The 12,463-nt window shown below is 56.3% G+C and carries 10 protein-coding genes; 4 read left to right on the top strand and 6 right to left on the bottom strand.

All coding sequences use genetic code 11. The features are described from left to right. Nucleotides 1-41: 41 nt before the first annotated feature. The 6 genes from galU to SJY13_RS21495 form a co-directional block, all read right to left on the bottom strand. The gene (galU, locus tag SJY13_RS21520; RefSeq protein ID WP_085822277.1) at nt 42-935 is read right to left on the bottom strand and encodes a UTP--glucose-1-phosphate uridylyltransferase GalU; all 894 of its coding nucleotides are present in this window, start codon (nt 933-935) and stop codon (nt 42-44) included. A gap of 311 nt (nt 936-1,246) precedes the next feature. Further along, complete coding sequence (locus SJY13_RS21515) at nt 1,247-3,052, bottom strand: ABC transporter ATP-binding protein (protein ID WP_085822276.1); 1,806 nt, start codon at nt 3,050-3,052, stop codon at nt 1,247-1,249. A 1-nt stretch (nt 3,053) separates the two neighbouring features. Continuing rightward, nucleotides 3,054-3,983, bottom strand: a complete 930-nt coding sequence (locus SJY13_RS21510) for an ABC transporter permease subunit (protein WP_377194184.1) — start codon at nt 3,981-3,983, stop codon at nt 3,054-3,056. Nucleotides 3,984-3,993: 10 nt separating this feature from the next. Beyond that, nucleotides 3,994-4,917, bottom strand: coding sequence for an oligopeptide ABC transporter permease OppB (gene oppB, locus SJY13_RS21505; protein ID WP_085822274.1), 924 nt, complete (start codon nt 4,915-4,917; stop codon nt 3,994-3,996). Nucleotides 4,918-4,983: 66 nt separating this feature from the next. Next, a complete protein-coding gene (locus tag SJY13_RS21500) occupies nt 4,984-6,612 on the bottom strand; it encodes a peptide ABC transporter substrate-binding protein (protein WP_377194182.1) in 1,629 nt (542 codons plus the stop codon). Between the two features lie 400 nt (nt 6,613-7,012). Then, the gene (locus SJY13_RS21495; protein WP_377194180.1) at nt 7,013-8,248 is read right to left on the bottom strand and encodes a lytic murein transglycosylase; all 1,236 of its coding nucleotides are present in this window, start codon (nt 8,246-8,248) and stop codon (nt 7,013-7,015) included. 186 nt (nt 8,249-8,434) lie between these two features. On the opposite strand from SJY13_RS21495, the gene SJY13_RS21490 reads away from it, so the two are divergent. From SJY13_RS21490 to SJY13_RS21475, 4 genes are read left to right on the top strand one after another with little or no spacing between them, the layout of a single operon-like run. After that, nucleotides 8,435-9,397: a ubiquinol oxidase subunit II gene (locus SJY13_RS21490; RefSeq protein ID WP_377194178.1), complete on the top strand. Its 963-nt coding sequence runs from the start codon at nt 8,435-8,437 to the stop codon at nt 9,395-9,397. Next, on the top strand, nt 9,394-11,484 hold the full coding sequence (locus SJY13_RS21485) for a cbb3-type cytochrome c oxidase subunit I (RefSeq protein ID WP_377194176.1): 2,091 nt from the start codon (nt 9,394-9,396) through the stop codon (nt 11,482-11,484). The genes SJY13_RS21490 and SJY13_RS21485 overlap by 4 nt, the downstream gene beginning before the upstream one ends. After that, entirely contained in the window at nt 11,481-12,113 is a 633-nt protein-coding gene (locus tag SJY13_RS21480; protein ID WP_377194174.1) for a cytochrome c oxidase subunit 3, read from the top strand. The genes SJY13_RS21485 and SJY13_RS21480 overlap by 4 nt, the downstream gene beginning before the upstream one ends. Further along, nucleotides 12,106-12,432: a cytochrome o ubiquinol oxidase subunit IV gene (locus tag SJY13_RS21475; RefSeq protein ID WP_085822269.1), complete on the top strand. Its 327-nt coding sequence runs from the start codon at nt 12,106-12,108 to the stop codon at nt 12,430-12,432. The genes SJY13_RS21480 and SJY13_RS21475 overlap by 8 nt, the downstream gene beginning before the upstream one ends. Nucleotides 12,433-12,463 lie beyond the last annotated feature (31 nt).

The raw sequence follows: 12,463 nt of genomic DNA, 5'->3' as shown, positions 1-12,463 counted from the left end.
CAGGGTCGGAGCGGGTAGTTTTCAATAGAAAGACCGACCGGTTATTGGGCTGCCTGACCGGTGGCGTACAAATCCTGCAAATACTGATTCAGATCGTCGCGCAGGTCATCCCGTGCCAGTGCAAAAGCAACCGTGGCTTGAAGGAAGCCGGATTTAGAGCCGCAGTCGAAACGTTGACCATCGAATTTGTAACCAAAAACAGGCACACCGTTGCAAATATCCTCGGCGATTGCGTCGGTCAGTTGAATTTCACCGCCACTGCCCGTTTTCGCTTGGTTGAGATTGTACAGAACAGAGGGCCCAAGCACGTATCGTCCAATGACGGCAAGGTTGGATGGCGCTTCATCGGGTTTCGGCTTTTCGACCATACCCTTGGCACGAACCACCGTGCCGACGTTTTCACCCACGTCCAAAACGCCGTAGGAACTGGTTTTGTTTGAGGGAACTTCCATGGTCGCAACCATATTGCCGCCGGTTTCTTCATAGGCTTCGATCATCTGCTGCAGGCATGGTTTGTCGGCGGCAATCACGTCATCGGGCAGCATCACGGCAAAAGGTTCATCTCCGATCAAACGGCGGGCGCACCAAACCGCGTGTCCCAAACCTAGCGCTTTGTGCTGGCGAATATAGGCAATCGCCCCGCTTTCCATATTGGTTGCATTTAGAGTTTCCAAAAGATCGTCTTTGCCTTTGGATTTCAACTCTTGTTCCAGCACGAGGTTATGATCAAAATAATCTTCAAGCGCGGACTTGCCACGGGATGTTACAAAAATGAACTCGGTGATGCCGGCTGCGCGGGCTTCGTCGATGGCATATTGCACCAACGGGCGATCAACCAGGGTCATGATTTCCTTGGGGACCGACTTGGTGGCGGGCAGAAATCGGGTACCCAACCCTGCAACGGGGAAGATCGCCTTTGTGACCTTGCGTGCCATGTTACCTCTCAAGTTAAAACAATACCTGGTCGTTTATCGTGTTTGATGGGCTTTCTATTAGGCCCTGTGCCGCAAACAATCAACGCAAAGGGATGTGCGGATTCAATCCGCAAGGATGGTGCCACCAGGGGGTGGGGAAGTCAAAACGAACAAGGGATATACTCCGCTTAACCCCGTATAATTGTCCTCGATTAAGGCGTAATGATGCCGAAACCACCCTTATTGGTCCTGTGTTGTGAGCGGAGTTTGACCGATGCGGGGGTTTGGTGGAAATAGCCCCAAAACCATAAGGTGGCTTTGGGGCGCGGGTATCAGGTTCCGGCCATGAGCGTTTCCAACGGATCATGTTCGGCGACAAAATGGTCGGGCTTCACTTCGCTCAGCTGTGGGACGTAATCGTGCTCACCTGTAGACAACCGGCTGGGCAAAAACCGCAGCGCGGCCTTGGGGTCCATGGGTGATGGAAGCTCGCCCGGCAGTTTGAGCCGCTGCCGGCTGCGCTCCACATCGGGGTCGGGGATCGGAACCGCCGAGATCAGGGACTTGGTATAGGGATGGATCGGGTCCGAGCAGATCACCTCGCCATCACCCAATTCAACAATCCGGCCCAGATACAGCACCATGATGCGGTTCGAGACGGCGCGTACCACGGACAGGTCATGGCTGATGAAAATCATCGACAGGCCGAATTCTTGCTGTAACTCACGTAGCAATTCAACGATCTGCGCCTGAATCGAGACGTCCAGCGCTGAGACCGCCTCGTCACAAATGATCAGCTTGGGCTTGTTGATCATCGCGCGTGCAATGCCAACCCTCTGGTTCTGGCCGCCTGACAGCTCATGCGGGTAGCGGTTGATCATGTTGGCGTTCAGACCCACGCGTTCCATCATCGCGGCGACCATATCCTTGCGTTCCCGTTCGGTCAGGTCAGGGCGATAGGTTTTCAGCGGTTCAGCAATCGAGGCCGAGATCGTCATCCGCGGATCAAGGCTTGCCAGCGGATCCTGGAACACGATCTGCAGGTCTTTACGGTACTTGTTCAGTTCGGCCCGCTTCAGCCCGACAATCGGATGGCCCAGCCAGCTGACATTGCCGCCGCTGGGCTCGATCAGTTGCAAGACGGCCCGCGCCAATGTGGACTTGCCACAGCCAGACTCGCCCACGACCCCTAGCGTTTCACCTTTCCGGATGTCAAAACTGACCCCATCCACCGCCTTCAAAGGAACCTTTCGCCCAAACAACCCGCCCGAGACGTGGATCGGGAAGTGCACCTGGACATTGTCGACCTTCAGCAGCGGTTCGTCGTCTTTTTCAAGGGCCTTTGGGGCGTCACCTGCATCGATACGGGGCATCGCGTCCAGCAGCGTGCGTGTATATTCGTGCTGCGGCGCGCGGAAGATGTCGCGCGTTTCGCCCGCCTCGACAAACTGGCCCATGCGCATGACCTGAATGCGATCGCACATCCGCGCAACGACACCCATGTCATGGGTGATCAGGGCAATCGCGGTGCCTTCGTCTTTTTGCAAGCGCACCATCAGATCCAGGATGTCGGCTTGTACGGTGACATCCAGCGCCGTCGTTGGTTCATCCGCGATCAATAGCTTGGGATTACACAGCATCGACATCGCGATCATGACACGCTGGCGCATTCCGCCGGACAGCTCGTGCGGGTATTGGTCCAGACGGCGCGCCGCCTCTGGGATGCGCACCCGGTTCAGCCAGTCCAGACAGCGCCCCCGTGCTGCAGATCCCTGCAGTCCTTCATGAACTTGCAGAACCTCGCGCATTTGCTGACCAATCCGCAGATGCGGTGTCAGTGCGGTTAGCGGATCCTGAAAAATCATGCCGACATCGTCGCCACGGATTTTGTTCAGCTTGTTGACCGGGAGGTTCAGGATTTCCTTGCCGTTCAGCATGGCCGACCCGCTGGCGTGGCCCGCTGGCGGCAAAAGCCCCATCGCGGCCATGAAGGTCTGGCTTTTGCCCGACCCGCTTTCACCCACGATGCCAAGGCATTCGCCCGGGTTGATGTCAAAGCTGATGCCCTTGACGGCTTCGACCACACCATCGGGAGTGTTGAACCGGACGCTCAGGTCCTTAATGGAAAACAGGCTCATATCAGCGATCCTTCGGGTCCAGAGCATCGCGCAGGCCATCACCGATGAAGAACATGGTGATGATGATCGCGACGTAGAGTGTCAGGGGAAACATCAGTTGCCACAGGGTGCCATATCCCATCGTACCGGCACCTTCGGCGATAAGACGCCCCAGCGAGGTATAGGGTTCCGAAATCCCAAGCCCGAGGAAAGAGATAAAGCTTTCCATCAGGATCATTTCAGGCACCAGAAGTGAGGCATATACGATTACCACCCCCAACAGGTTTGGCAGAATGTGGCGGTACATTATGGTAAATTCGCTGACACCAGCGGCGCGCGCTGCCTCGATGAACTCTCGGTTTTTCAGGGTCAGGGTCTGCCCCCGAACGATGCGCGCCATAGTCAGCCACCCAACTGCGCCAAGGGCGATGAACAGCATAAAGAACGACCGGCCTGCGACGACCAGCAGCAAGATGATCACCAGCGTCGCCGGGATTGCCAGCAGGATGTCGACAAAACGCATCATGATGCCGTCGGTCCTGCCACCGATATAGCCGGCGGCTATACCGTAGCATGTGCCCACGATGAGGGCCGTTGCAGCCCCGATCAGACCCACCAGCAGCGACGTGGTCGTTGCCTGAATGACCCGGCTGTAAAGGTCACGCCCCAGATCGTCGACGCCGAAATAGTGGCCGGTCTCGATCGACGGCATCCCCATTCCGCGGACGTCGCCCATGACATTCCAGTCGATCTCTTCATTGCTCCAGACGGCAAAGTACGGGCCAATAACGGTGAACAGTATGATTAGCGCCAGAATGAAGACACTTGCCATAGCGGCTTTGTTGCGGACAAAACGCATCCGCGCATCTTGCCAAAGCGAGCGCCCCTGAACGACCGTGAAATCGGTGATGTCTTCGGCCAGATGGGCGGCTTTTTGTGATTTTCCAAGCATTGCCAGCCCCTCAGTACCGGATTTTCGGATCGAACCAGGCATAGGCCAGGTCGGTCAGTAGGTTCACGATTACCGTTAGCGCGCCGTACAGGATCGTGACCCCCAGCAACACCGCATAGTCTCGCGATAGGGCCGAGCCAACATAAGCCTGCCCCAGACCGCCGGTCGAAAAGTAGATGTCGACGAAAACCGAACCGGTCAGCACGTAGACAAAGACCGGTCCCAGATAGGACACAACCGGCAGCAGCGTGGGTTTCAACGCATGTCTCCAGATCACGGTGCGGGTCGGCAGACCCTTGGCCCGCGCGGTGCGGATGAAGTTCGAGTTCAGAACCTCAAGCATGGACGATCGCGTGATCCGCGCGATGGACCCCATGTAAGACGTCGCCAGCGCAATGACCGGCATGATGAGGTATTGCCACTGCCCGCCGTTCCAGCCACCGCCGGGCAACCAGCCCAGCCATAGGGTAAAGGTCAGGATCAGGATCGGGCCCATGATAAAGTTCGGCAGGGCTTGTGCCGCGATGCCCAGACCGACCGCGAAATAGTCGATCCAGCTGTTGTGCCGGATCGCCGCCGCGATACCCAGGCTGACGCCCACAGCGGTCGCAACCAGAAACGACAGTGAGCCATAGGTCAGAGAGATTGGGAAACCCTGTGCGATGATGTCATTCACATCGCGGTCCTTGAACTTGAAGGACGGGCCGAAATCGAAATGCACGACGATGTTGTACAGGTAATCCCACAGCTGCTTCCACAGCGGTTGGTCCAGCCCGTACCGCGCCTCGATATTGGCCAGTACCGCCGGTGGCAATGGCCGTTCCGAGGTGAATGGCCCGCCGGGCGCGAAGTGCATCAGAAAGAAACAGGCAACGATCAGCAACAGGATCGTCGGAATGGCGATCAGCAATCGCCGGATACAATAGGCAAGCATTCTATGCCCCCATTTATTGGCGCTGCCCCGGAAGACCTTCCGGGGCAGTGCGTGATCAAAGGATGATTATTCGGCGAGCTTGTAGAGGTTTCTCGAATACCAGTTCTGCTCGACGTTATTCACCGGCCAATTCCCGACATCGCTGTCCATCATGTAGACGCCAGCATAGTGGTAGATCGGAATAACTGGGGTTTCCTGTGCGATGATGCGCTCGACCTCGGTGTAAAGGGGGGCTGGATCGTCAGAAGTTTTGGCTTCTGCCAGCAGTTCATCAACGCGGGCGTTGTTGTACTTGCCGTCGTTATAGCCGGAGTCCGACTGCAGCAGATCCAGGAAGGTGGATGCTTCGTTATAGTCGCCACACCATGCGCCGCGCGCCAGATCAAAGTTCTGGTTGCCCCGCTCTTCCAGGAAAACTTTCCATTCCATGTTGGCCAGTTCGACTTGTACGCCCAGCTTCTGTTTCCACATCTGGCTTAGCGCCACGGCGACCTTTTTATGTGCCTCATCAGTGTTGTAGACCATTTCAAAGCTCAGCGGATTGTCCGGGCCATACCCGGCCTCGGCCAGCAGTTCTTTGGCCAGCTCATCGCGCTCGGCCTGATCCATAGACGCCATTTCAACGGCGGGAACGGTGAACCCAGCGGTTGCTTCTGGAACAAATGTATAGGCTGGGGGTTCACCACCTGCTTTTACTTTTTGGGTAATGATGTCCCGGTCAACAGCCAGTGACAGGGCTTGACGCACCTTGGGGTCCTTGAATTCTTCGGGGCCGCTGTCGGATACGTTAAAGGTATAATAATAGTTGCACAGACGCGGGAAGCTGATGGCCTCATCCGGGTGCTCTTGCTTTAGACGTGGGAACTGACCCGCGGGCACTTCGGTGCGGTCCAGTTCGCCGGCCAGATAACGGGTCAGGGCGACGTTTTCGTCGTTGATGACCAGGGCGACAACCTTGTCGAGAATTGTACTTTCATTGTCCCAGTACATCTCGTTGCGTTCACGAACAGACCGTTCCTGCGGCAAATGTTCGGTCCAAATATAAGCGCCGTTCGAGACGATGTTTTCTGGTTTGGTCCATGCGTCGCCGAATTCCTCAATCACCTTTTGCGGAGCAGGGAAAGTGGTGGAATGTGTTGTCATCTGCGCGAAATAGGGCAGGGGCGCTGTCAGCGTGACTTCCAGTGTCTTGTCGTCAATGGCTTTAACGCCCAGATCATCAATCGGCTTGTCGCCAGCTATGATTTCCGACGCGTTCTCGATCGACATCAGTTCCATAAACCACGCATAAGGTGACGACAGGGCGGGATCGACAGCACGTTTCCAGGCGTAAACAAAATCACCTGCTGTAACCGGTTCGCCGTTAGACCATTTGGCTTCGTCGCGCAGCGTAAAGGTATAGACGTCTTTGGTGTCGTTGGTGGTGAACCCAGTGGCCACGCCGGGGATCAGATTGCCCTCTTCGTCCTGATTCATCAGGCCTTCAAACAAGTCCCGCGCAATTTCGGCACCATACGTGTCTTCGACAACCTGTGGATCGACTGAACTGTGCTCATCCAACAGACGGTAGATAAAGGTCTGGTCATCCGCCAGCGCCTCGCCGGTATCCGGATGGGTTCCGGCCGCAAATGCAGCACTGGTGATCATGGTCGAGGTCATTAGCCCCGCCAAAGATGTCCGAATATACTTGTTCATGTTTTTATACTCCCATTTTTGGGGGCACGGCACGCGCATCCTGTCAGGATGGCTGCTGGCCACCATGTTTGTCCGACCCTGAAAGAGACCGGGACTGGTTCAGATTTTGCTTTTTCAGATCGCAATGAACACCGCGTCGCAGTCTTTCGGTTTGCAGTCGGGAACGTGTTTGCGAAAGTCGCCTTTCACTGCCGGTGAAGGTGGCATTATTTGAAAACGGGTTAAAGCCTTTGCCTGCAAATTGAGCAACTAGAGGTGGATTGTGAACGAAACCGGGGGAGTATCGGAAATTTAATAATGAAACTTGGGGTCTTCTTGACACTTTTGTGAAGGGTGCCGCATTGGTTTTTTTGAATGGAGGGTTTGATCTGGCGTTTTCCGCAAAGTTCAGCGCGAATCGCTAGGGTTTCAGAGCGCTTTTCATGCCGACCTCGGGAAAGCAGGTAGGCGCGCGACCGGACGCCTGTTGCCAGCGTCCGATTGAACGACGCGTTTTGTATCCTGGCAACCCGTCGGCGCCGCCGACATCATGGCCCTGCTGTTCCAGCGCGCGCTGCATGGTCGCAACGTCGGATCGGTATAGGTTGCCGACATTACCCCACCGGCCGTTGAAATCGCCAACACCGTATTGGATGCGGTCGCCGACATGGCCCACAAACAGGGCATAGAGGTCACTTTTGTTGTAGTCCTTGAGAACGTAGAAATTTGGCGTGACCACAAAGGCAGGCCCGTTTCGGCCTGAGGGCATCATCAGATACCCCTCGCCTGACATCTCATGTTTCGGAAAAGTCTTGCCCGACACGCGGGTGATCCCCATCGCGGACCAGTCGTGGATAGGTCTGCCCTGGTCCGGCCCCTCCAACGCGCAGGAGACGGATTTGGGCACCGATACTTCGAACCCCCAATCGCGCCCGACGACCCAGCCATGTTGGGCCAGAAAAGTGCCGATGGAGGCGATCGTATCCTCGGGCGAGGTCCAGATATCGGCCTTCCCATCCCCATTTCCATCCGCCGCATAGGCCAAAAAGTTCGACGGCATGAATTGCGGTTGCCCAAGCGCCCCGGCCCAACTGCTTTTCAAACTGTCGGATGGGGCGTGCCCCGCCTCGGCAATTTGCAACGCCGCGATCAGCTCTTCGGTGAAATAGTTCGCGCGGGTGCTCATGAAGCCTTTGGTTCCCAGTACCTGAAACGCGTCGTGGCGTATGGGAACTTGGCCATATCCGCTTTCGCGTCCCCAGATGGCCAGGATGATGCGCCCTGGCACCCCGGTTTCGGCTTCGACGCGGGCCAGGGTAGCCGCATGGCGCCGTGCCATCTGGCGGCCCACTGAAGTTGCGCCCTGTACTGAGTTGGCATTGAAGTATTTGCCAGGTGAGCCAAATTCGGCCTGTTTCTGTCGCTTCGGAGTCTGAGCCGCGGTGCCTGGCGGTACCAGATCAGGCAGTTTCCAATTCAAGGTCACACCGTCAAAGGCTTGCTGCATGGTACGGCGTGAAACACCTTTGGCTTTGGCCGCGGGCCAGATCGTGTTTTGCAACCACGCCTGAAACTGCCGCTCAACCGCTGCGCGATCCTGCGCAGAGGCAGCAGTGGCCAGGCACCACGTACAAAGGGCAAGAATGATCCAGCGCATTGGTCACCTATCTCACCTGCCCTCACGCTCAAGTCAACCGGATGGCCTCTGCCTTTTGAGCGTTCGTAAGTGATCGGTTGTTTGAACTGTTTGCCGGACAATCGGGGGTTTCGGAAAAAGCCTTGTGAAATCCTGTGACTCTGCCGATAGTTGGCCGGAGGCGAAGGGATAAGAGGACAATCAGGCGTGGCCCCACTCAAAACCTCAGCAAAGTTACTGGCAGTTCCAGCGGCCTGTGCGATCATCGCCACTTCTGCGCAGATGGCCTGGGCCAGCAACAGTTTCATGGATCCTCAAGGACCCATCGCGGCCATCCAGAAAACGCATCTGTTGCGGGCAACCGTTTTGATCCTGCTTGCGGTGATTCCGGTACTTGTTCTGGTTCCGCTGATCGCATTACGCTATCGTCGGCGCAAGGGAGGCGCCGCCGCTTACAAGCCAAAATGGGATTTTTCAGCCCGGTTGGAGTTCGTGATGTGGGGCGTGCCGGTGATTATCGTCGCGATCCTTTCGTTTTACCTGTGGAAGGCGACTTACCGACTTGATCCCTACACCGCCGCATTTGGTGAAACGCCAGCGCTGAACGTGCAGGTTGTCGGGTTGGATTGGAAATGGCTGTTCATCTATCCCGATCTGGGCATCGCCAGTGTGGGAGAGCTGGGTATTCCAGTGAAACAACAAGTGGCGATGACGCTGACCACCGACACGGTAATGCAATCTTTCATGATCCCGGCACTGGCCGGTCAGATTTACGCCATGCCGGGAATGACGACTCAACTGCACATTGTTGCAGACACGCCCGAGACGATGCAGGGCGAAAACACTCAGTACAATGGCCGTGGGTTTACCAAACAAAAGTTTGAAACGCTGGCGATGCAACCCACGGATTTCAATGCCTGGGTAGAGGCCGTGCGCGCGAACGGAATCCCGCTGGATGCTGCAACCTATGAAACACTGGCCATGCGCACGGACCGGGATGAAGTTCAGACTGCCTTGGGAACAGAAAAAATGCCGGAAAAAGCGCTGTATTTCACGCTGGAGGATGGTGATCTGTTCCACTCAATCCTGCACCGGTATCACGGCGGGCAGTCGCTGCCGGCAGATCAACAGCCGGGAACAGCCGAATTTGGGCAGGAGGCCACCCAATGACATCTGCCGAATCCGGCTTCTTTGGCCGTCTGAGCTGGGATGCCTTCCCCCTTGCCGGGCTGATCCAAACACCCAACGCGAATGAAATCGTGGCAAATACTGCCGCTGGAATCGTGATCGTAGGAGTTGTTGCCGTTGTGGGCCTTCTGACATGGTTCCGGCTTTGGGGGCCATTGTGGCGCGACTGGCTGACCAGCGCGGACCACAAGAAGATCGGCATCATGTATGTGGTCTTTGCCATCGTGATGCTGGCACGTGGCGTGTTGGAAGGTGTGGTGATGCGTGCCCAACAGGCGGCCGGGCCGGGTGACGGCTTTCTTGAAGCCGAACATTTTGCCGAACTGTTCAGCACGCACGGGACGATCATGATCTTCTTTGTGGCCGTGCCGTTTGTGTTTGGCGTGGCGAATTTTCTGGTCCCTCTGATGATCGGTGCGCGCGATGTGGCGTTTCCAGTGATGAACCAGATCAGCCTGGGCCTGACAGTGTCTGCGGGTATGATGCTGATGGTGTCACTGGTGGTGGGTGAATTCTCGACCGGTGGCTGGACGGCGTACCCACCTTATACCGGCGCGGCCTTCAACCCTGGAGTAGGGCCAGACTACTGGATCTGGGCCATCGTCGTCTCAGGGATAGGCACCACGCTGACCGGCATCAATTTTGCCGTGACGATTTATAAGCTGCGGGCACCGGGAATGACATTCATGCGGCTGCCGATGTATTGCTGGACGATCATCTGCAGCTCGATCCTGATTGTCTTTGCGATGCCGCCTCTGGGTGTTGCCGCTTTGATGCTGGCCGCGGACAGATATTTGGACTTCCACTTCTTTACCAATGACCTGGGCGGAAACATGATGAACTATGCCAACCTGTTTTGGCTGTTCGGTCACCCCGAGGTCTACCTGCTGGTGCTGCCCGCCTACGGTATTTACTCAGAGGTTTTCGCGACATTCTCGGCCAAGCGGCTGTATGGATATAATTCTCTGGTGATCGCCACAATGTCGATTGCGGTGATGTCGTTCACCGTCTGGCTGCACCATTTCTTTACTATGGGGCAAAGTGCGTTGATCAACGCTGTGTTTGGCATTGCCACGATGCTGATCGCGATCCCGACTGGCGTGAAAGTCTATGACTGGATGGCAACAATGTTCCGGGGGCGTATCCGGTTTTCTGTGCCCATGCTTTACGGGCTGTCTTTTTTGATGCTGTTTGTCATCGGCGGGTTGTCCGGGGTGATCCTGGCCAATCCTACGGTCGACTATCAGGTTCATAACACGCTGTTCCTGGTGGCGCATTTCCACAATGTTCTGTTACCCGGTGTGTTGTTTGGCCTGCTGGCGGGCTACAATTACTGGTTTCCCAAGGCCTTTGGCTTTCGCCTGAACGAGTTTTGGGGCCGGGTGACGGTTGTCCTGTGGACGGTTGGGTTCATGCTGACTTTCCTGCCGCTTTACTTTGTCGGGCTTATGGGGATGCCGCGCCGGTCGTTTAGCTGGGAGGATCCAAGCTTTCACCCCTACATGATCGTCGCGGTTTTGGGTGCGCTGGTGATACTGGCCGCTTTGTTGTCGGTGATCGTTCAATTGTGGGTCAGTATCCGCAACCGCGCCAACACCCGCGTACCCGTTGGCGATCCCTGGGATGCACGAACCTTGGAATGGTCAACCCCGGCACCGCCGCCGCCCTACAACTTTGCCATCATTCCGCAGATTACGGACCGGGACAATTTCGCCGCTGCGAAAGAGCGGGGCGAGGCCTACCCAACGCCTGATGCCTATGAGGATATTGCGATGCCGCGCAATACTGGTATCGGCTTCATGCTGTGTGTCTTCAGTGGTGTCTGGATGTTCGCACTGGTCTGGTGGATCTGGTGGCTTGCCGCTTTGATGACAGTTGTGATGCTTGTGACATTCATCGCGTGGACGTTCAAAGGCGACACGGAAGAGATCATTCCGGCCGAAGAAGTGCGCAAGCGGCACGAGGCATGGTTGGATCTGGTTCACACCTCCACGCCGGTTGATCGCAACGACGAAACAACCCCGGAAAACCTTGGTCTTGCCCGACCTGATCTGGAGGTGGTGACATGAAACGCGCGCCTTCGCATAGCTATCCGGGACTTAACCTTGGGCGGCGGCATGAAAGTGCCCACAAAGCCACCGAAGTGGTTACCTTCGGCTTCTGGGTCTTTCTGATGAGCGATCTGGTTTATTTCGGCCTGATGTTTGCAATCTACATCACCATGATCGATGCGCAGGCGGGCGGGCCGGGGCCACACGAACTTTTCGACCTGAAGAGTATATTTGCCCAAACCATGATCCTGCTGACCAGCAGTCTGACGGTAGGGCTGGCGATGTTGGCCCTTAAATACAACCTGCCGCGCTCCAGGATCGTTCTTTGGTTTGGTGTCACGCTGGTATTAGGACTCAGCTTTCTGGTGCTCGAGATCCGCGATTTCATAGCCATGGCTGAAAAGGGCGGGATTCCCCAGCGCAGCGGGTTCCTGTCTGCGTTCTACGGATTGGTGCCGCTGCACGGTCTGCACGTTTCTGTGGGGTGTCTATGGCTGATCGTGCTGGGGATTCAACTGCGCGTGTTTGGCCTGACTGACCTGTTGATGTCCCGTGTGGTGCGGTTGGCCTTGTTCTGGCATTTCCTCGATCTGATTTGGATCGGTATCATCACCATCGTTTATTTCGGAGGCCTGACCTATGGATAAGCGGAGCGAGATGCATCGTCGCGAGCGCCGCCGTTATGTGATCGGCTATGGCGGGTCACTTTTGCTGACGCTGGCAGTGTTCCTGATCGCCTATACCTATGGGATCGAAACCAAGGGCGTTTATTTGGCAATCAGCCTGTTGGGGCTGGCCCAATTGATTGTGCAACTGGTCTATTTTCTGCATATCGACCGGCGCCGCAGCAGCCGTGAAGACCTGGATCTGGTTCTGTTTTCTACTCTTGTCCTGCTGATCATTATCCTTGGAACCGTGTGGATCATGGGGAATCTGGCGGTGCGTATGCACACCTATCCAATGTAAGCGTCGACCCCAGCAACCCGAATGAGGCCCA

The sequence above is a fragment of the Ruegeria meonggei genome (assembly GCF_042768335.1).
In the GTDB taxonomy this organism is placed as follows: Bacteria; Pseudomonadota; Alphaproteobacteria; order Rhodobacterales; family Rhodobacteraceae; genus Ruegeria; species Ruegeria meonggei.
Note: the sequence above shows the minus strand (reverse complement) of the source record. Positions and strands in the feature narration are given on the sequence as shown.